The 21,021-nt window shown below is 45.0% G+C and carries 18 protein-coding genes; 5 read left to right on the forward strand and 13 right to left on the reverse strand.

Annotated elements, in window-relative coordinates:
- Positions 1-1,166: tandem-95 repeat protein (locus F0228_RS18190; protein ID WP_171762595.1), on the reverse strand; the 1,166-nt coding region annotated here is incomplete at its 3' end.
- A 443-nt stretch (positions 1,167-1,609) separates the two neighbouring features.
- Here F0228_RS18190 and F0228_RS18195 point away from each other — a divergent pair.
- The 4 genes from F0228_RS18195 (at position 1,610) to F0228_RS18210 (ending at position 6,173) form a co-directional block, all read left to right on the forward strand.
- A complete protein-coding gene (locus F0228_RS18195; protein WP_061033501.1) occupies positions 1,610-2,875 on the forward strand; it encodes a TolC family outer membrane protein in 1,266 nt (421 codons plus the stop codon).
- A complete protein-coding gene (locus tag F0228_RS18200) occupies positions 2,875-3,492 on the forward strand; it encodes an OmpA family protein (RefSeq protein ID WP_061033465.1) in 618 nt (205 codons plus the stop codon). Before F0228_RS18195 ends, F0228_RS18200 begins: the two co-directional genes overlap by 1 nt.
- A 134-nt stretch (positions 3,493-3,626) precedes the next feature.
- Positions 3,627-3,977, forward strand: a complete 351-nt coding sequence (locus F0228_RS18205; protein ID WP_004738289.1) for a DUF2750 domain-containing protein — start codon at positions 3,627-3,629, stop codon at positions 3,975-3,977.
- Between the two features lie 162 nt (positions 3,978-4,139).
- Positions 4,140-6,173 carry a diguanylate cyclase gene (locus F0228_RS18210; RefSeq protein ID WP_171762596.1) on the forward strand — a complete coding sequence of 678 codons (2,034 nt, stop codon included), beginning with the start codon at positions 4,140-4,142 and terminating at the stop codon, positions 6,171-6,173.
- Here the strand turns inward: F0228_RS18210 and queC are convergent.
- Both queC and queE read right to left on the reverse strand, forming a co-directional pair.
- The gene (queC, locus tag F0228_RS18215; RefSeq protein WP_171762597.1) at positions 6,133-6,828 is read right to left on the reverse strand and encodes a 7-cyano-7-deazaguanine synthase QueC; all 696 of its coding nucleotides are present in this window, start codon (positions 6,826-6,828) and stop codon (positions 6,133-6,135) included. The two genes, F0228_RS18210 and queC, sit on opposite strands and share 41 nt — an antisense overlap.
- Before the next feature lie 63 nt (positions 6,829-6,891).
- On the reverse strand, positions 6,892-7,560 hold the full coding sequence (gene queE / locus F0228_RS18220; RefSeq protein WP_308507424.1) for a 7-carboxy-7-deazaguanine synthase QueE: 669 nt from the start codon (positions 7,558-7,560) through the stop codon (positions 6,892-6,894).
- A 184-nt stretch (positions 7,561-7,744) separates the two neighbouring features.
- On the opposite strand from queE, the gene F0228_RS18225 reads away from it, so the two are divergent.
- Positions 7,745-8,554, forward strand: a complete 810-nt coding sequence (locus F0228_RS18225) for a Cof-type HAD-IIB family hydrolase (protein ID WP_171762598.1) — start codon at positions 7,745-7,747, stop codon at positions 8,552-8,554.
- Positions 8,555-8,630: 76 nt separating this feature from the next.
- Here F0228_RS18225 and F0228_RS18230 read toward each other — a convergent pair whose 3' ends face one another.
- The 10 genes from F0228_RS18230 to F0228_RS18275 all read right to left on the reverse strand — a co-directional run bounded on the left by F0228_RS18230 (position 8,631) and on the right by F0228_RS18275 (position 20,982).
- On the reverse strand, positions 8,631-10,043 hold the full coding sequence (locus tag F0228_RS18230; protein ID WP_171762599.1) for a phosphatase PAP2 family protein: 1,413 nt from the start codon (positions 10,041-10,043) through the stop codon (positions 8,631-8,633).
- A gap of 83 nt (positions 10,044-10,126) precedes the next feature.
- Positions 10,127-10,606 carry a GNAT family N-acetyltransferase gene (locus tag F0228_RS18235; RefSeq protein WP_171762600.1) on the reverse strand — a complete coding sequence of 160 codons (480 nt, stop codon included), beginning with the start codon at positions 10,604-10,606 and terminating at the stop codon, positions 10,127-10,129.
- Positions 10,607-10,796: 190 nt separating this feature from the next.
- Complete coding sequence (locus F0228_RS18240; protein ID WP_061033471.1) at positions 10,797-11,207, reverse strand: glycine zipper domain-containing protein; 411 nt, start codon at positions 11,205-11,207, stop codon at positions 10,797-10,799.
- A gap of 224 nt (positions 11,208-11,431) precedes the next feature.
- Complete coding sequence (locus F0228_RS18245) at positions 11,432-13,336, reverse strand: propionyl-CoA synthetase (protein ID WP_171762601.1); 1,905 nt, start codon at positions 13,334-13,336, stop codon at positions 11,432-11,434.
- Between the two features lie 116 nt (positions 13,337-13,452).
- A complete protein-coding gene (gene prpF / locus F0228_RS18250) occupies positions 13,453-14,625 on the reverse strand; it encodes a 2-methylaconitate cis-trans isomerase PrpF (protein WP_116872009.1) in 1,173 nt (390 codons plus the stop codon).
- A gap of 9 nt (positions 14,626-14,634) precedes the next feature.
- Positions 14,635-17,289: a Fe/S-dependent 2-methylisocitrate dehydratase AcnD gene (gene acnD / locus F0228_RS18255; RefSeq protein ID WP_171762602.1), complete on the reverse strand. Its 2,655-nt coding sequence runs from the start codon at positions 17,287-17,289 to the stop codon at positions 14,635-14,637.
- Between the two features lie 78 nt (positions 17,290-17,367).
- Positions 17,368-18,558: a 2-methylcitrate synthase gene (gene prpC, locus F0228_RS18260; RefSeq protein WP_116872007.1), complete on the reverse strand. Its 1,191-nt coding sequence runs from the start codon at positions 18,556-18,558 to the stop codon at positions 17,368-17,370.
- Positions 18,559-18,717: 159 nt separating this feature from the next.
- Complete coding sequence (prpB, locus tag F0228_RS18265) at positions 18,718-19,614, reverse strand: methylisocitrate lyase (RefSeq protein ID WP_116872006.1); 897 nt, start codon at positions 19,612-19,614, stop codon at positions 18,718-18,720.
- Positions 19,615-19,651: 37 nt separating this feature from the next.
- Entirely contained in the window at positions 19,652-20,371 is a 720-nt protein-coding gene (locus tag F0228_RS18270) for a GntR family transcriptional regulator (protein WP_105057204.1), read from the reverse strand.
- Between the two features lie 290 nt (positions 20,372-20,661).
- Positions 20,662-20,982: a hypothetical protein gene (locus tag F0228_RS18275; RefSeq protein ID WP_239936268.1), complete on the reverse strand. Its 321-nt coding sequence runs from the start codon at positions 20,980-20,982 to the stop codon at positions 20,662-20,664.
- Positions 20,983-21,021: the final 39 nt, after the last annotated feature.

Consider the following 21,021-nt stretch of genomic DNA (forward strand, 5'->3'; position numbering starts at 1 on the left):
ACCGTCACCGCGCCATCCGCAGGATTCGTCAGTGTCGCCGTGTAGGTGATGTTCTCGCCTTCGGTGACTGACGCATCCGCTGACAAGCTCACTGTGGTCACGTCATCAACAGGCAACACACCAACCTCAACAGTAATAGTGTCTGTTCCGCCATTTCCATCGCTAACAACAACAGTGAAGCTATCATTGCCGTTGTAATTTTCGTTTGGCGTGTAGGTCCAGTTGCCGTCTTCATCTACAACAACGGTGCCGTTGGATGGTTCAGTGCCTTTAGAGAAGTTTAATGAATCACCATCAGTGTCAGATGCTGAAATGCTACCGTTGACTGGTGTGTCTTCATCAGTAGTTACGGCTATATTGTCGCCAAGTGGGTTGCCATTTGCATCTGTAATGAGTGGGGTATCGTTGACAGGGTTAACGCCAACATTCACAGTGATCGTATCAGTACCACCTTGGCCATCGGATACAACGACCGAGAAACTATCGTCACCATTGAAATCATTATTTGGGGTGTATGTCCAACTACCATCACTGTTTAAAGTGATGGTTCCGTTTGCCGGCGGTTTAGAAATAGCAAAAGAAAGAGTGTCATTATCGCCATCAAAAGCACTCAATGTACCGCTGACTGGGGTATCTTCATCAGTCGATAAAGATATCGTGTCACCCATGGCTACATTGTTTGAATCTGCAAATAAAGGGGCTGTATTTGATTGGGTTGAAGATTCTGAGATAAAACGATAAGCATCAAGCAGGCTCAAGCTTTGTGTACGAGACATACCCAACGCTTCGAAACCTGTAGTGACGAAATCAGTACCAGGGATCGTTTCTTCGCCATCTCGCTCAATTGTACCACTAGTACCTAAGCTAGAACCATTTTGACCAGCAGCGGTTGCGAACTCTTCGCCTAATTCTGCAGGGTCTTGACCTTCTTCTAAGGCTGCGAATATATCAGCAATATCTTGGTCGAGTTCAATCTCACCATCTTCTGGTGAGAATCGCTTCGCGGAAACTTCAGGGCTATTTGATTCATTAAGAGATTCTAAGATGACATCTCCCGCCTGAAGTGGCTCGCCTTCTTCTAGGACTTTAATCGTGCCATCTGTTGAAATAACAATGCGCTGGCCCAGTGCTAGTGCGCCAGCCAAATTCAAAGTCGTCATGTCCATATTAACCCCTAAAAACCATCTTTTGTCATCAACGTCAAAATAGTGACATCTTTTTATAATATTAGTTAGAATATAACATCTAAAAACACATCATTCATAGTTATGATTCCATTATTTAACAACCTTAGATGCAAGGTAATGACAATGCTCACAACAAGTAACAATTCAGGTGCCTAAAACATCAATATAAGTTATTGTGTCAGCGAAAGATAATTCGAATACAAATAAAAGATTTCAGTGCTCAAAATCAAAATAAAACGCACGATGATCGGTTAACAAATTTACAACCATTTACGGCAGCTTCTAGAGCGAACGTTATTTTTTTGGCGGTTCACCTAAATTTTGTGTCTTTATCAAGTAAAGCTCATATTTCGGTGTCAGTCCATTTGGGGAGATGGAAATTGAATTGCATTCAAGCAACAACATTAGGATTAGCGATAGCGCTGAGTTTGCCGGCTGGCGCACAAACCTTAGAGCAGGCTGTAGCATTTACTTTAGAAAGTAACCCTGAAATCAAAAGTGCTTACAACGAGTATATTAGTAAACGTTACTTGAATGATGCATCAGGGGGAGCCTACCGACCAAGTATCGATTTAGATGGAGGTATTGGTTATGAGCACACGGACCTTGCCACGAACGCCGATACAACTGACCTCACTCGCAAAGAAGCGACAATTACGTTAACCCAATTGATATGGGATGGCTCAAACACATCAAATGATATCGACCGTACTGCAGCAGACGCTGAGTCTGTTCGCTATCAATTACTGTCTAACGCGCAAGACATCGCATTAGAAGTAACGAAAGTCTACCTTGATGCAGTTAAGGCCTATGAAGTTCTTTCTCTCTCTGAAAGTAACCTAGCGACACACAAAGAGATATACAGCGATATTCGTAAGCGCGTGGAGTCAGGAATTGGCTCGACAGCAGATATGTCTCAAGTAGAAGCTCGTATTGCTAAAGCACATGGTAACTTACTCGCAGCTCAAAATAACTTGTTTGACACTCACACTCAATTTAAGCGACTTGTCGGACAATCTCCGCTAGGTCTAACCTTTCCTCGCGCCGATGCTGGTGCTATTCCATACACTGTTGATGGCGCCCTAGCAAAAGCCTTCAATCAACACCCTGTGATCAAGATAGCTCAAGCCGACGTTGATTCAGCAAAGTTTCAGTATAAGCAGTCGAAAAGCACCAACTACCCAACAGTGTCTTTTGAAGCAGCGCAAACCTGGCGTGATGATGCCGGAGGTACAGAAGGGAGTAGTGATGAATTCTCCGCGATGGTTCGCTTAAGATACAATCTTTATAATGGTGGTTCAGATCAAGACCGCGCTGAAAGTGCCGCGTACCAACTGAACAAAGCCAAGGATCTTCGTGAGAGCACGTACCGCAATGTTGAAGAGAGTTTACGCCTTTCCTGGAGTGCTCTGGATTTGACGGTCCAGCAAAAAGAATTCCTATCTGACCACGTAGACTCGGCATCAGATACGGTTATTTCATATGAGAAACAATACCGCATCGGTAAACGAACCCTACTCGACTTGCTCAATACAGAGAATGAATTGTTTGAAGCTCGTAAAGGCTATTTAGATGCCAAGTATGACGAGCAATACGCAAAATATCGCGTTATGAACGCAACTGGTAATCTACTTACTGGCTTACGAGTTGAGATCCCTGAAGAATGGAATGAAAAGGTGGAATATTAATGAAGCTAACAAACACAGTTTTATCGCTTTGCTTCATGGTTGTATCTACCCATGCTTTAGCTGACAACAATGAAGATGAATTTGAGTATCGTGCGCTTCCGCCTGTCACTCAAATTTACGATCTACAAGATGACGACAACGACGGCGTAATCAATGCGCGTGATTTGTGTGCCGATACGCAGATTGGTGCAGAAATAGATAACGACGGTTGTGGTTCATATTTCGAGTCATCGGAGAAGAAAGAGCTCCATATACTCTTCGCCAATAACTCAACTGAAATTAACCCTGCTTTCCTCAATCAGATACGCCAAATGGCTGCCTTCTTGAAGCGTTATGAAAGCACCACTATTGAATTGCAAGGTTACGCCAGTAAGGTAGGCAATGCCGAGCACAACCTAATGCTGTCAAAAGAACGTGCTGCCAACGTTAGACGCGCACTTATCAGTAACGGTATCCAACCTTCTAGAGTCAATATCGTTGGTCATGGTGATTCTGAGTTCAGTAGCAATGACACTGAAATCAACCATGCCCTTCACCGTAAAGTCGTTGCGTCCGTTGCCGGGTTTAAAGGCAATATCAAAGAAGAATGGCATATTTTCACTAAGATTAAGAAGTAACCCTCCCTACTTTAACCATACTGAAACGTTATCTTAAGTTCACGTTTCAGTATGGTTATAATTCCTTGAATAGCATATACCTAAGCCGTCTATAATGTTAATCTTGCCACGTTATCAACATAGAGAATTAATCCATGAGCAAACTAACAGCTGATACTCAAGCAAATCTAGAACTTTTCGTTTCTGAAACACAAGAAACTAAACTGGTATGGGGCCTTCGCAACGAAGAAGGTTGGCTAGCATGTGACTCAAGTGAATTCGAAAACAGCGAAGTGATGCCTTTCTGGTCTTCAAAAGAAGATGCTCAAACTCACAACGTTGAAGAGTGGGCTGACTTTGAAGTACTAGAAATTCCACTAGACATCTTTGTCGAAGATTGGCTACTAACTCTTGCTGAAGATGGCGTACTAGTCGGTGTTAACTGGAACGAATCTCTAGAAGGCAAAGAGCTTGAGCCTTCTGACCTAGCGAAATTATACATCTAATTTCAAGTATCGGCCGTGCAAATTGTACGGCCGATATCTCTCTGATAAAACTAAATAAATTAGAGATCCCGTTCGCAATCCCTGCCACAAACACCCCTCAAAAATTGAAGCAAGATCAAACTAATCATAGAATATCGTTCTTTATCTACTTGATAGCTTCTTGTGACACGTTCTCTTTTCTTTAGCTTTATATTTTTGGTTAGTTTTGTTACACACAGCCAACCAGTTAGTCCAAGTCTCTCTTTAGACTCACCTATCACTTTGCCAAGCGCATCTGATATAAACACTCCAAACGCTGATTGGAATGCACTTTACCTATCGACTTTGAAGCACTCTCCTGAACGTGCGTTAAACATGCTGCAAACACGCTATACGAGCTCGACTGTTTACGGTGATAAGCTTTACCTATCATCTCTCCTCTATCAATACATGAGTCATCGCGATCAACCCTTCTATGGCATAGCTTCCAATGACAGCGAATACCAGGCAATTGAAAATGCGTTTCTTTCTGCGCTGATGAAAGACGGCAAAGGTCAATATGAAGAGGCACAGCAAGGCTTTTTGACCCTGTTAGCGAAGATGCAATCGCGCAGCGATTTAACCGGAAGAGCGCTACTGAAATACCAACTATGCCGATCCCTGAACGAGCAAGCGAAGTACCATCAAGCAAACTATTACTGCTCAGCTCTTCAATCCGATCTGCATAACATCGCCGACCCTGTATTGCCAAAATTTGGGACTTATCGAGTCATCGCCAACAATCACCATTTCCGTAGTGACTATCAAGCAGCGCTAAACACCTATCTAGCATTGATTAACTTATTTCCACAAGGGCATGATATTTCTGGAATCTACAATGATGTGGGTAATTTGCTCAAAGAACTAAAGCAATACGATAAATCGGCGCAGTACTTGACAGAAGCGCTAGCACTCAGAGCTGATGCTTCAGATTTAATGAAAGCTCAAGTACACCACAGCTTAGCTGACCTATATCTGAATCAAGGGGAAAATGATTTAGCGATTACCCATTTTAAGCAAGCTAAAGTACTACTGAGTACCTCATATCATAACTACGGCATCGCTCTAACCAATCTTGGTTTGGGTAAAGCGTACACACAAACCAATGACTATGATCTAGCAAGAAGCTATTTAGTCGACGCTCTTTCTGCTTCCAGCGAGCTCAACAATAATGTCATTCGAATCAACGCTTACTTAGCAATCAGCAATATGTTCGAAGATCGGAAGTTAATGAAAGAAGCACTCAATTATGCCCAACAAGCTCTAGCGCTAGCCGAACAAGTTACAAGGCATAAGTACATCGCAGAATCCCTTCTTCAGCTTTCTGATATTCATCAATCACTGGGCGATTACCAGCAAGCGTTTTACTTTTACCAACGTTACTCGTCCATACAGATGGAAGCACGAGATATTGATAACCGGTTAGCCTTTGAAGCACTAGACCTAACTCACGCTAAATATGAACAAGAGTTGGAAAACTCCTTTCTGGCACATCAGACGAAACTCGACCGCATTCAAATTGAAAAGATGGAACATCAAAGGTGGATGTACAACATCACCGTGATCCTATTGTTATGTGCAGCGAGCTTTACAGTATTGGTAAACAGAACCGTTCGTGCAAAAGCAGCCATTGACGTAATGACAAAGGCGTACGGTCGCACCGAAATAATACGAAGAATTAAGCGAGTAAAACGCTGTCAAGGCAAGGACAAGCAACACGTTCTTGTTTTGCTTGACCTAGATAAGTTTAAAAAGATAAATGACCAACATGGTCACCCTACTGGCGACAGAGCACTCGTTCATGTTAGCCAGCAAATAAGAAAACACTTAATGAATGGTGAATTGTTTGGTCGTTTAGGTGGTGAGGAGTTTGTGATCATGCTGACCGACACAAAACCTGCTGAAGTACGAGAGCGTGTTGAAGAGTTGCACTACGCCATATCAAGCACGGTCTTCTTATCAGAAAGTAAAAAGCCACTTAATGTAACCGCGAGTTTTGCTTACTTAGCAACCTCAAACGCATTAAGTGACTTTGATGACTTGTATTCAGTTCTTGATCAAGCGTTGTATCAAGCAAAGAGCAACGGCCGAAACTGCATCATCGATGCCTATAACGAGCCTATTGATTTACCAGAAGTTATTTATTCTCAGCCTGTTTGCGAACCAACTCAGCCATGATGCTTTCGCGGTCACCGAGGTAATCATTGAGGCCGACTTTACGTAATTCACACGCTGGACAATCACCACAACCATCACCGATGATGCCGTTGTAACAAGTCAGGGTTTTATTGCGCACTAGCTCAAGTGCTGAGTATTGATCGGCTAAGGCCCAAGTTTCAGCCTTGTTTAGCCACATTAGTGGTGTTTTGATATCCAGCTGCTTATCCATACCTTGAACTAACGCAGAGTTCATCGCTTTTACAAAGTCATTGCGACAATCAGGGTAACCAGAGAAGTCTGTTTCACACACACCGGTAATCACCGTTTCAGCGCCAATTTGGTACGCGTAAATGCCAGCCAGTGTTAAGAAAAGAATATTGCGACCAGGAACAAACGAGTTTGGTAAACCGTTCTCTTGCAGTTCATGAGAAACAGGAATATCGTCACGAGTTAAAGAGCTGATAGCTAGCTCATTTAATAGAGTCACATCCATCACTTTGTGCGCTTTCACGTCTAACTCTTTAGCTAATGATTCAGCGACTTCAATCTCGAGTTTATGACGCTGACCGTAGTCAAACGTAATCGCATGAACTTCGTCATACTCTTTTAATGCTTGAACTAGACACGTGGTTGAGTCTTGACCACCACTAAATACTACAACTGCTTTTTTCATTTCCATTCCTACCTAAAACTGACGAGCTTTCTACAACGGTTAAGTACTCTACAAAGTCACAAACTATGCGATGCTCAAGTACTTATGAGTTTGAATTGATAAGCGCCAATTGCGCTCAATGCAGGTATCAATACAAAGCTTCGTCGCACGATCTTTTTGGCTAATTGGTTGTAGAGCAATCACAGTATCGTCAGATACTTCTGCTCGTTCCAGTAAACCATCAAGTTGCTCGATGTCCTTACTTGTTCCTACTGGGTGCTTAATCTCGTTAGCACGCTGTAGAGCGCTGTCTAAGATTTCCAGCTTCGCTTTCATTGCCACTTTAGGTGACACCGTAACCCAGGTGTCAGGTGTCGCTTTGACTTCGGATGTACCGCTAGTCTCAATTTGGCAGCGACAGCCGTGTTTCTCAAATGCTTCAGTAAGAGGGACAAGATCATAAATACATGGCTCACCACCTGTAATCACAATGTGTTTAGCCGTGTAACCTTGCTTGATATATTCATTGACGATTCCTTGAGCATCAATAGAAGACCAAGTCGGTGAATCCTCTGTCTTAACCATGATATCACCAAGGCTAGTCTCGTCTTGTGGCAAAGCTTCCCATGTCTGTTTGGTATCACACCAAGAACAGCCTACAGGGCAAATTTGCAGACGAACAAAAACAGCAGGAACGCCGGTAAACACGCCCTCACCCTGGATGGTTTCAAACATTTCGTTAATCTTGTACAACTTTCCCTCAGCTCAATCATTTGATGAAATTAATCAACCGCAGACCTTAAAGCACTTACCCCTCTTGGTCAAACAAATGAGTACTGATAAATCAGTTGATCAAAGCCCTAGCCTGAAGTTTCAAGTTCCCTTATCCTTTCGCCCATTAGATTTCGTTAGCTTTTAATTTTTAGTAAGGAACAACATGTACAAACTGATTGCTCTTGATATGGACGGTACACTTCTCAACAGTGACAAAGTGATTTCTCAAGAGAACAAAGATGCAATTGCTAAAGCTCGCGCTGCGGGTGTGAAAGTCGTTCTGGCTTCTGGCCGCCCTTTAGAAGGCATGCAAAGCAAACTCGATGAGCTTTCAATTAACGGCGAGGATGACTTTGTACTCTTCTACAATGGCTCTATGGTTCAGAATGTATCAACAAAAGAGATCATTCATAGCGAGATCAGTAATGGTAAAGCAGCAAAAGAAATCGCTGCACTTGCCGAACAGCTTGGTGGCTATGTCCATGCGTTCAGCAAAGTTCATGGTTTAATTACACCAGAGAACAACGAATACACCGGCATTGAGGCGCGCATTAACGGCTTAGATATTACCGAATTCGATTTTTCTCAGTTGGAAGACGACCACGAAATCATTAAAACCATGATTGTTGCTGAGCCAACGAAACTGACAGACATCATCAGTAAATTGCCACAACAGCTTAAGAATCAGTTTACTATTGTTCAGAGCGCACCTTTTTTCTTAGAGTTCCTAAATCCGAACTCGAACAAAGGTGTTGGTATTGAAGCCATTGCAAAACACTTAGGCATTACAGCCGAAGAAGTAATCTGTATGGGCGACGCTGAAAATGACCACCATATGCTTGAATACGCGGGTCTGGGCATTGCAATGGAGAACGCGATGGAAGAAACCAAGAAACTGGCAGATCACATCACAGCAAGCAACGACAATCATGGCGTAGCCGTTGCGATTGAAAAGTTTATCTTTAACTCGTAATCATTCGACTGGTATCGTAGACATTAAAAAGGCTGTGCAATGCACAGCCTTTTTGTAGTTAACAAGTATCGTTCGACTATTTTCTTGCCCAAGGCAAACGAAATGCCACAACACCAAACAAAATCAAAATTGGGAAGCGTAATGTCTCAACAACAAATGAAGCGATGCCACTAAATGAAACAAAGCTCCCAGCCCAGCTAATCAATAGATTTCCCGCAAGCAACATCGCCATCACGCCTAGTACAACCTTAAACGAGAATTGACCGATTAAAGGTTTAGAGTCCGTTAGCGTCACCAGGCAAGCAATGGTCATTAAAATAGCGACCCAGAATGAGAACGTTGGCAATGGCCAAATAACTGTAAGTACGATTGATAGTAGGCATAAGCCCCACCACACGCCTTTGGAGCTCAGTAGCACACTAATATCAACATCGGGTTTACTATCAAGTCTCACTATATGCCAAGTCGTTAAGGCACCTAACAAACCGCCCATCAACACATCACTGAAAAATGCACTGCCCGTATAAGCTTTAAACAGCATAATCCAAAGTAGCCCGGCAAGTACAATCAGTATCGACTTCTGCTCAAAAAGACGTTTTAGTTTCCACAGCACCAACAAAGTTAAACTCACCCAAAGCGCTGCCAACAAACTTGGAAAACTATAACCACTGCTCATCACTAATTTCAATGTTGGGAGATAAGCGTGTGGACGTGGGAAACCAAACCCTTGGTGCGCTATCAAAGTCAGTAGTGTCACTGATATCAAGGTGAAACCGAACTTCAACGCAAAGTTGCGACCAAAATGCCAAGCGATTAATGGCAAAATCACAATGAAAGCCCACGGTTTTGCGAGTAGATCGGTCAATAGAAGCGTATTAGAAAAGATACTAGGTAAGTTATCGAACATGTTTTGCAGCGAGACAATCCAACCTAGTTCAACTTGATGAACTTTTGGCGCTGCACCCACCAGCTCCGTCACATAAGTCACAGGCTGGTTTGTCGCCGAAAGAAACAGCTCATTAATCTCAGACCACTGTTCTGGGTAGCGGTATTCATTTGCTGGTAGCGAAGTAGGAGGAAGCAACATCGCCCTGCTCACTTCGACGCCATAATGCGGAGCAAACCAAATAGGTAATTCAAAGCCACCTATCTCGTTTCGAGCTTGATAACTGATCACCTCAGAATCTGAGATACAATCATAAATAACAGCGCTGTCTGTGTAACCAAGTACATTACCAACCGTTACGGATAGCCCCGCTTCTTCCCAGGTTTCGCGCTGCGCTGCGATAGCAGGTGATTCACCGGCGACTACGGTGCCTCCTGGGAGAGACAATTGCCCCGTGATCAGCTCATCAACTAGCACAATTTGATTGTCAGCACGTACTACACACAAGGCGCCCGCAATATGATCAGGCAAGGTGTTGTTTGCCAAAGCGGGAGTAGTACTCAACAGAGAAATAATAAAAATCAATAGATATCGAATAGCCAACGAATTTACCTACAAAGAATAGAAGAAATGGAGACTGCTATCGCAGTTGAACTATTGTAATGAAACACGCAAAGAATCGCTGTCTATGTTTTGTGCAAAGCCTTTCTCATCCATTGAATGTGAGGTGTGAACCCCATTTTTTGATAGAAGTCCTTGGCAGAAGAGTTAAAGTCCCAAACCTCGACGAACACTTGCGTTACACCATAGTCTTCGAAAGTGGATTCGATACACTTAAACAACGCCTGTGCAACATCCGCTTTTCGGTATTCCGGTAAAACAAAAAGCTCATCGACACTCCCCATCTGAACCGGCTTACTCACTGTGGAGATAAGCTCACAAAAGTGTCCTGAAATGAACCCGACAATTAGCTGCCCTTTGAGCGCCACATACACTAGGCACTCTGGATCATCTAAGTACCTTGCAATACTCTTTTCCTGCTCGATCTCTTCAGCCGTCTTAAAGTGCTCAGGACAAGCAATATGATGGTGATGGTGAAGATCAAACATCAACTCATTAAGTTGCTCTAGATCGGTGTGCTTTGCAGCTCTTAGTGTGACGTTCATTATGAGTACGGTTCTCAGCCCAATTAATTATCTAAACAGAGTCTAGTTTACTTGCCATCACTAGCTATACAAGTGATTGAATTAATTCGTTGTTTGAACCGTGTATTTTAGATACAAAAATGACCACGTTGTTGTGGTCATTCGCGTTGAGATGGGATGGTTGTTAAACCTATTGGGCAAGAGTCGAGCGTTATGCACCGTCGCCTTTTTTCTCGTCTTTGCCTTCCTTGAGCTCAGCAAGCTGCTGCTCCAGCTCAATTAACTTAATTTCCGCTTCAACTTCAGCGACTCGCTTCTCCGCCTCAGTGCGGTTATCTTGCGACAAGCCATCAGCAGTCACTTGAGTTCGCTGAGCATTTCTCGCATCATCCGTATCCTTCATTGACCCCGCGACACCACCAGTAACACCACCCAACGCAGCACCTTTAACGGCCAAGCTTGCATCTCCAGTCAGTGCACCCGCTGTCGCTCCTAGTAACGCACCGCCTACCGCACCACGATTTCGTGCAGCATTCTCATTTTCGTTATCCATTGCCGGTGATGCACAGCCAGAAAGAGTCACAATCAGTGTCGCTAAAAGAAAAGGTTTAGTGAATGTCATAGGAGTCTCGCTTCGTTCTTCGTTTGGATTGACGCCATATTAGGCAGACGAACGAACAAGATAAATAAACGCGAGTTTAGATGAAACATAATGACCGGCTATGTATAACCAAATTTATACATAACGAAACACTAAGTGCTTTGTGAGCCAGGGTTCTCTCCCCAGACACAAAAAAGGCGATCCCATCAGATCGCCTATTAACCTGTATCAAATGAACCTCAGCCCTATTTTCCGAGCTTTTGTGCAATCTCAGTTAAGCTTGTTGGGTCATCAATCGTCGAAGGTACTACGTATTGTTCACCTTCTGCAATTTGACGTATGGTTCTTCGCAAGATCTTACCAGAACGCGTCTTAGGCAATCGCTCGACTACTAAAGCTTGCTTGAAACATGCAACCGCACCAATCTCATTTCGAACCTTACCGACGAGCTCCGCTTGAAGGTCATCGCCATCCACCTTCACACCGTCTTTTAACACAACTAGCCCGAGCGGTAGCTGACCTTTAAGCTCATCGTGAATCCCAACCACAGCACATTCAGCAATGGCTGGGTGACCGCCAACAATTTCTTCCATTTCACCCGTAGACAAACGGTGCCCCGCCACATTTATCACATCGTCGATACGGCCCATGATAAATAGATAGCCGTCTTCATCAAGGTAACCGCCATCCCCCGAGACGTAATAGCCTGGGAATTGGCTTAAATAACCCGACTCAAACCTATCGTGGTTGCGCCATACCGTCGGTAAGCAACCAGGTGGAAGTGGTCGTTTAAGTGCGACAAAACCTTGTTGATTAGCTTGTGCAGGCTCACCCAACTCATTGAGGATCTCCACTTGATAACCCGGCACAGGTTTAGTTGAAGAACCCGCCTTCACAGGCAAAGACTCAAGTCCTGTAGGATTAGCTGAGATAGCCCAACCAGTCTCAGTTTGCCACCAATGGTCGATAACTGGTTTATTCGTCTGAGATTCAACCCAGTCCAACGTTGGTGGGTCTAAACGCTCTCCTGCCATGAAAATCGACTTGAGTGATGATAAGTCATACTTGCTAAGTAACTCACCTGCGGGATCTTCTTTCTTTATCGCTCGAAATGCGGTTGGCGCAGAAAACAATACATCGACTTTGTATTCTTCACACACGCGCCAAAATGCGCCGGGATCTGGCGTTCGTACTGGCTTGCCTTCAAACAAAATGGTCGTACAACCATGAATCAATGGCGCATACACAATATAGGAATGCCCAACGACCCAACCGACATCAGAAGCTGCCCAAAACACACCATCTTGCGGCATATCGTAGATAGTGCTCATCGAGTATTTCAACGCAACCGCATGACCACCATTATCACGTACAACCCCTTTTGGTTTGCCTGTCGTGCCAGAGGTATACAGGATATATAGTGGGTCTGTTGCTAGAACAGGCACACACACATTTGGCAAGGCATCCTCAACGGCTTGTTGCCAAAGTACATCGCGTTCGTTGTTCAATTCGGCTAGTGACTGCTCTCTTTGGAATACCACCACTTTTTCAGGCTTCCAGCGGCTGTCCATGATTGCGCGATCGACCATCGGTTTATATGGCAGCACCTTGTTAATCTCAACACCACAAGATGCAGTAATCAACACCTTTGGCTCGGCATCCTCAATTCGAACGGCAAGCTCATGAGGAGCAAATCCGCCAAACACAACCGAGTGAACCGCTCCTAGTCGAGCGCAAGCCAACATTGCCATTGCCGCTTCAGGAATCATTGGCATGTAGATCACCACACGATCACCTTTGGTAACGCCTTGCGTGGCTAACATCCCAGCGACTTTAGCCACTTGGTTACGCAATTGATTGTAAGTGTACGAGGATTGAGATCCGGTAACCGGAGAGTCGTAAATCAGCGCGGTATTGTCACCTCGGCCATTTTCACAATGATAATCCAAAGCCAGCCAACAAGTATTCATCACCCCATCCGGAAACCAGCGTTCAATACCATTATCGTCAGCTTGTAATATCGTTTTTGGTGTTTCAAACCAATCTATTGCTTGTGCTTGCGTTTCCCAGAACGAATTGGGATCTTCCTTCGCCCATTGATACTCGGTGATGTAATCCGTTTCTCTATTCATTCGATTTGTAGCAGACATAGTGCCACCTCCATGATTCATCCATTTTCCAAGCGCCTGCCCTTTGGCAGTAGCACTTGATTGCGCTCTTTTCTCAGCGTTGTATTCGGAACATTTAACCGAACACAACAATCGCTTTACTTGGGAAAAGGCACACGAATGGCACCTTCCATGATCACTCGGGCACTACGACTCATAATCGCCCTCTCAATTTTCCATCCACTTTCTGTCTCTAGCGCTTTAGCACCTACCTTCAATGTTCCTGATGGGTGCCCAAAAGTCACAAAGTCACGAGAGCCTCCTCCCGCCGCTAAATTCACTAGCGTGCCCGGAACACTCGCAGCTGAAGCAATCGCAACCGCGGCTGTGCCCATCATGGCGTGATGCAACTGCCCCATAGACAGAGCACGTACCAGCAGGTCAGTATCATCCACAGCAACTGACTTGCCACTTGAAGCTTGATACGCTTGAGGCTTGGCAACAAAGGCGACCTTTGGCGTGTGCTGGCGCGATTCAGCTTGTTCTAGCGAATCAATAAGTCCCATCGCAACTGCACCATGTGCTCGTATAGACTCGAACAGTGCCAAGGCTTTTGGATCGCTGTTGATATCGGATTGAAGCTCTGTTCCTAGATATCCGACCGATTCAGCATCAACAAAAATCGTTGGAATTCCTGCATTAATATAAGTCGCTTTAATGCAACCTAACTCCGGAACATCTAAAAAATCGACAACATTCCCTGTCGGAAACATCGACCCACTCGCGTCAGCTGGATCTAGAAAATCGACCTGAATTTCTGCGGCGGGGAAAGTGACACCATCAAGTTCAAAATCCCCCAACTCTTGAACTTCACCGTCCACGATAGGCACATGAACAATAATGGTTTTCTCGATATTAACTTGCCATACTCGCACTTCGACCACACCGTTTTCAGGAATACGGCTTGAATCAACTAATCCAGTATGAATGGCGAATGGACCAATCGCCGCAGACAAATTACCGCAGTTACCGCTCCAATCGACAAATGGCTTGTCTATTGCTACTTGACCAAAGAGGTAGTCAACATCGTGATCGGTTTTATCACTCTTCGACACGATGACGGTTTTACTGGTACTGGAGGTCGCGCCTCCCATACCATCAGTTTGCTTACCATAAGGATCTGGGCTGCCAATCACACGTAGAAGAAACTCGTCTCTCGCAGGCCCCGCAACTTGCACCGCTTCGGGTAAGTCATTCAAGCAGAAGAAAACACCTTTGCTGGTTCCTCCACGCATATAAGTTGCTGGGACTTTTATCTGTTTAATGTTCATCACAGGCTCCTATTGCGCGAGAAAGTCTTTGGCAAAGCGTTGTAATACGCCACCAGCGCTATACACACTTACTTCGTCTGCCGTATCCAATCTACAGGTCACTGGCACATCAAGTTTTTCTCCGCTTTTACGAGTGATCACTAAAGCCAAATCAGAACCCGCCTGGATGTCGCCATACACATCGTAAAGTTCAGTACCATCAAGTTGTAAGGTGTTGCGGTCCGTCCCATCTTTGAATTGCAGAGGTAAAACGCCCATACCCACTAAATTGGTTCTGTGGATTCGCTCAAAACCTTCAGCAACAATCACTTCAACACCCGCTAATCGGACGCCTTTAGCCGCCCAGTCGCGTGATGAACCTTGTCCATAGTCTGCGCCAGCCACAACAATCAAAGGTTGTTTACGGTTCATGTAGGTTTCTATCGCTTCCCACATTCGGGTAACCTGCCCTTCGGGCTCAACTCGGGCTAATGAACCTTGCACGACTTCTCCAGCGTCCTTCACCATTTCGTTAAACAGTTTTGGGTTGGCGAATGTTGCTCGTTGCGCGGTTAAATGATCGCCACGATGTGTCGCGTAAGAGTTAAAGTCTTCTTCTGGAACGTCCATTTTTGCGAGATACTCACCTGCCGCACTTGATGCAAGAATCGCATTTGATGGCGATAGGTGATCCGTAGTGATGTTGTCACCTAAAATGGCTAAAGGCCTCATGCCAGATAGGCTTCGTTCACCTGCGAGAGCCCCTTCCCAATAAGGCGGTCTACGAATATAGGTACTTTGAGGTCGCCAGTCATAAAGCGGTTCAGTCGTTACCTGTTCCCCATCCGGCTGGAACATTTTCACGTAGATTTGTTGGAATTGCTGAGGCTTAACATGCTCCCCCACAACCGCATCGATCTCCGCATCACTCGGCCACAAGTCACTTAAATAGATTGGTTTACCATTGTTGTCAGTGCCTAAGCTGTCTTTCTCGATATCAAAGCGAATCGTACCCGCTAAGGCATAAGCAACCACCAATGGCGGTGAGGCTAGAAAGGCTTGTTTTGCATAAGGATGGATTCGACCATCAAAATTTCGATTGCCCGATAACACCGCAGTGGAATAGAGATCGCGCTCAATGATCTCTTGTTGAATTTGAGGATCCAACGCTCCACTCATACCGTTACAAGTCGTACACGCATAACCGACAATGCCAAACCCCAACTGTTCCAGTTCTGGAAGTAAACCTGCTGACTCTAAATAGAGCTTGGCAACCTTAGATCCTGGAGCAAATGACGTTTTCACCCAAGGCTTACGAACCAGACCAAGTTGATTGGCTTTTTTTGCCACTAGTCCTGCTGCTACCACGTTTCTTGGGTTACTGGTATTAGTGCAAGAGGTAATCGCGGCGATAATTACCGCGCCATCTGGCATTTGCTCGTCGCTATATTGCTCCGCGTGTTGCGCTTTCCAAGAAGCTTGGCTGATACCTTGCTGAGCAAGCTCACTGGTTGGTAAACGGCGATGTGGGTTCGAAGGTCCTGCGAGGTTTCGCTCAACTTTCGATAAATCAAACTCCAGTACACGCTCATATTGAGCCGAATCGAGGTCATCCGCCCACAGTCCGGTTTGCTTTGCGTAAAGTTCGACTAACTCAACCTGTTCAGGATCACGACCTGTCAATTTAAGGTATTGAATGGTCTGCTCATCAATGTAGAACATGCCTGCCGTCGCACCGTATTCAGGCGTCATGTTTGAGATAGTCGCACGATCACCAATGGTCAGTGCACGAGCACCTTCACCGAAGAATTCTAAGTAGCTTGAAACCACCCTTTCATTGCGAAGAAACTCGGTAATTGCGAGCACAATATCGGTTGCGGTAATGCCTTCTTGTCGCTGACCAGTCAGTTTTACGCCCACGATATCTGGCAAACGCATCATCGAAGGGCGACCAAGCATTACCGTCTCGGCTTCCAAACCACCGACACCAATCGCAATAACGCCCAGCGCATCAACGTGAGGAGTGTGACTATCGGTACCAACACAGGTATCTGGGAACGCAATACCTTGTTTAGATTGAATAACCGGAGACATTTTCTCCAAGTTAATCTGGTGCATAATTCCATTACCTGCAGGAATCACACTGACGTTTTTAAACGCCGTTTTACACCATTCAATGAAATGAAATCGGTCTTCGTTGCGACGCTCTTCAATTGCGCGGTTTTTATCAAACGCTTCGCTGTCAAACCCTGCATGTTCTACAGCTAAAGAGTGATCCACAATCAGTTGAGTTTCGACCACTGGATTTACTTTGGCTGGATCCCCACCTTGGTCAGCAATCGCATCTCGTAAGCCCGCTAAATCAACCAAAGCGGTCTGACCCAGAATGTCATGACACACGACACGCGCTGGATACCAAGGAAAGTCTAAGTCGCTCTTACGTTCTATGATCTGTTTTAAGCTGTCTTCTAGGGTTTCAGGATCGCAGCGTCTTACCAATTGCTCCGCCAACACTCGGGACGTGTAAGGCAAGGTTTTATAGCTGCCCGGAGATATCGCGTCTACCGCTTCACGGGCGTCGAAATATTCCAAGCCAGTTCCCGGTAGAGCCTTTCTGTATTGGCTATTTTCAACGCCTATATTTTGATCAAGGCTCGGGGTTTTCTCAATTTTCACATCAGACATACATCCACCATTATCTAAAATTCTATTCATTGGTTCTCAAGGACGACTCGATATATGAGCCGCCTTGAGACAGAAGGATTAACGTAAATGAATAGGTAACCAGTCTTGATGCTCTGGCCCGGTGTAGTCTGCACTTGGACGAATGATGCGGTTATTCTCTCTTTGCTCGAATATATGTGCCGTCCAACCGGTAAGGCGACTCATCACAAAGATAGGCGTAAACAGTTTGGTAGGGATATCCATGAAGTGATAGGCAGAAGCATGGAAGAAGTCAGCATTACAGAACAAGCCTTTCTCACGCTTCATAACCGCTTCAACGCGCTCAGATACAGCATAAAGCTGCTCGTCGCCAACTTCTTGCGCTAGCTCTTTTGACCAAAGTTTAATTAGCGCGTTACGTGGGTCGCTCTCGCGATAAATGGCGTGACCGAAGCCCATGATTTTGTCTTTATTAGCAAGCATCTTCATGATGTTCGCTTCAGCTTCATCGGCGGTTTTCCAATCTTGGATCATTTCCATTGCCGCTTCATTCGCACCACCATGGAGAGGGCCTCTTAGTGTACCAATTGCTGCTGTCACACACGAATGGATATCCGACAGTGTTGATGCACAAACCCGAGCCGCAAAAGTAGAGGCATTAAACTCATGCTCTGCATAAAGCGTTAGCGAACAGTGCATCACCTTCTTATGCAGTTCACTCGGCGCTTTGTCCGTTAGCATCTTCAAGAAGTAACCACCCAAGCATGCTTCGCTTTGGTCCTGTGTATCAATACGCACTCCATCATGACTGAAGCGATACCAATAGCAGATAATGGCAGGGAAAAGCGCAAGCATACGCTCTGTTGCTGATAGTTGCTCCGAAAAGTCAGATTCTTGCTCTAAGTTACCCAACATTGAGCAGCCTGTTCTCATTACATCCATAGGGTGAGCGTCAGCAGGAATAAGCTCTAAAGCGTCTTTCAACGGTTGAGGCAAGCCACGTAAACCAATCAACAATGTTTTGTAGTCATCTAACTCTTTTTCGCTGGGTAAATGACCTCTTAATAGTAGGTGTGCTACTTCTTCAAATTGAGCATGATTCGCAAGGTCGGTTATGTCATAGCCACGGTAAGTTAAACCCGTTCCTGATTTGCCAACCGTACATAGCGCCGTCGAGCCCGCGCTTTGTCCTCGTAGGCCAGCACCACCAATCGCTGGTGCTGCACTTGCTTGTTGGTTTACCGCTGAAACATTATCGACAGTTGCTTTATCACTCAAAGATACAGACATGATGAACTCCTTCTCTGGGTTAGCCGCCCTGCACTCTTTGGTGCTGACTATTTATATTCAGTGACCGCGACTATCTCACTAGATTTCACGGACCCGATGTGGCTGACTAACCATTCACGTTATTGGATTAAGTTGATGTTTTAATATTTGAAACTGGTTTTATTCTTCACTCGAAAACAATTGATCCAGCTTGTTCTCGTAGTCGTGGTAATTGAGGTGTTCGTAAAGCTCTTTACGGGTTTGCATTGAATCCAACAGCGCTTCTTGATTGCCTTCAACTAACAAGTGTTTGTAAACATTCTCTGCCGCTTTGTTCATCGCGCGGAATGCACTGAGTGGATAAAGCACCATGTCGACATGAGATTGCGCCAGTTCCTTGCAGTTGTAGAGTGGGGTTTGTCCAAACTCGGTAATGTTAGCCAAGATTGGCACATGCTTACCTGTTGCCGATTTCAGCGCCGCCGAGAACTTCACGTATTGGTCGAGCTGATTCATCGCTTCGGGAAAAATCATGTCCGCACCCCCTTCGACACACGCAATCGCACGTTCAATTGCACTATCTATCCCTTCAACCGCCAGAGCATCGGTTCGAGCCATGATCACAAAGCTCTCATCAGTTCTTGCATCGGTTGCCGCTTTTACTCGATCGACCATTTCCTGTTGGCTAACAATCGCTTTGTTTGGTCGATGACCACAGCGTTTCTGTGCCACTTGATCTTCCATATGAATAGCAGCAGCGCCCGCTTTTTCCATCGCTCGAATAGTTCGTGCGATATTGAACGCTCCACCAAATCCCGTATCGATATCCACCAGCAAAGGTAAATCACACGCGTTGGTAATGCGTTCCACATCCACCAACACATCGTTCAATGTGGTAATACCCAGATCAGGTAAACCGTAAGACGCATTGGCGATACCTCCACCAGACAAGTAGATAGCCTGATGACCCAAGTTCTTTGCCATCATTGCGCAATACGGATTCACCGTACCGACGATCTGCAGTGGATCATTGTCTTGCACAGCTTGGCGGAACTTCGCTCCTGCTGATAACTTCATAATGACGCTCCCTGTTAAATGTTTATTTGTCAGTTTTTTAATCCATATCTTTGGATTGAATTTGTTGCTCGATAAGCAGTCGGCTACCAGAGATATGTCGTCGCATCAGCATTTCTGCTAGCTCTTCATCACGGTTACGAATTGCTTGTAGGATATATTTATGTTCATCAAGCGCCTCTTTTGGCCGAGACTGTGCTCGTGGCGATTGATAGCGATACATTCGCAGTAAGTGGTAAAGCTCATCACACAATAAAGAAATGAGTTTGCTGTTACGGCTGGCTTTAATGATTCGATAATGGAAGTCGAAATCGCCGTGTTGATGAAAGTAGGAAGAACCCTCGACTTCATCGATATGTTGGGAATGTGTCGACAATAATCCTTCAAGCCCGATAAGCTCATCTTGTGTAATGTGTCTTGCTGCTAGCCTTGCAGCCATGCCTTCTAGAGCCTCTCGAACCGCGTAAAGCTCAAGTAACTTGTCAGCAGAAAAAGTAATCACTCGGGCGCCAACATGTGGAATTCGCTCGATGAGCCCGAGCCCTTCGACACGCATAATCGCTTCACGCAAAGGACCACGACTGACCTCAAAGCGTTTAGCTAACTCTGGTTCCGAGATCTTGCTACCCGGAGCTAACTCACCGTTGACTATCGCTTCAACCAAATACTCCGTCAGGCTTTCTGACTTGGTATTTTCTTTGTCTCCAACTCGCGTTTTGGTGTTGGCACTTAAGGTAAGATCTTTGATCGCGGTATTCATATTCACGCTGCCCACTTCTTATTGCCGACCTTAATTGTCAACAATCTCATAACATGAATATAAAATACACGATCAAACTGTCGACAATCAAGAAGATTGTCGACAATTTAGACTAAGGTATGACACTAAAAAGCTCAACAAGGTGGTGTAGGATTGGTGAATAGTCGTTAGCAGAGCTTAATCGCGTATTACGAGGTAAGTGAGGTGGTTGATACGAAACAGCACATCTTGGACATTTACTGTTTTACTCGTGCTTTGATTACAGGCATTAACGGGCAGCTATTGTTTCATCAGGTTATTGGCACGTATTGTTGACTGCGAGAACGCGATACCAACGTTGGGAACTCAAATATTCCCCCTTTGATAAGTACGATGTGTTGGCTAAAGTAATTCACGGCACTACGACTCACATCTCGGGTTCGCGTTTTCATTACGATGTCAGATGCCGTGAAAAACAGCTCTTCAAAATGAGGGTCGGTTTTATGTTCGGTAAAGTCCTCTACCTCAGAATCATATAAACAGTACTCGAAAACATTTTTGTGTCTCTCGACCACTTGCGCTTCAGAAGTAAATAACACCCCATCGCCGCTATTCGAAAAAGAGTAAGACATGATGGAAAAGTGCTCATCAGTAAAGTTGGTCGAGCTTAA

This window comes from Vibrio sp. 99K-1 (genome assembly GCF_013114585.1).
Taxonomy (GTDB): domain Bacteria; phylum Pseudomonadota; class Gammaproteobacteria; order Enterobacterales; family Vibrionaceae; genus Vibrio; species Vibrio chagasii_B.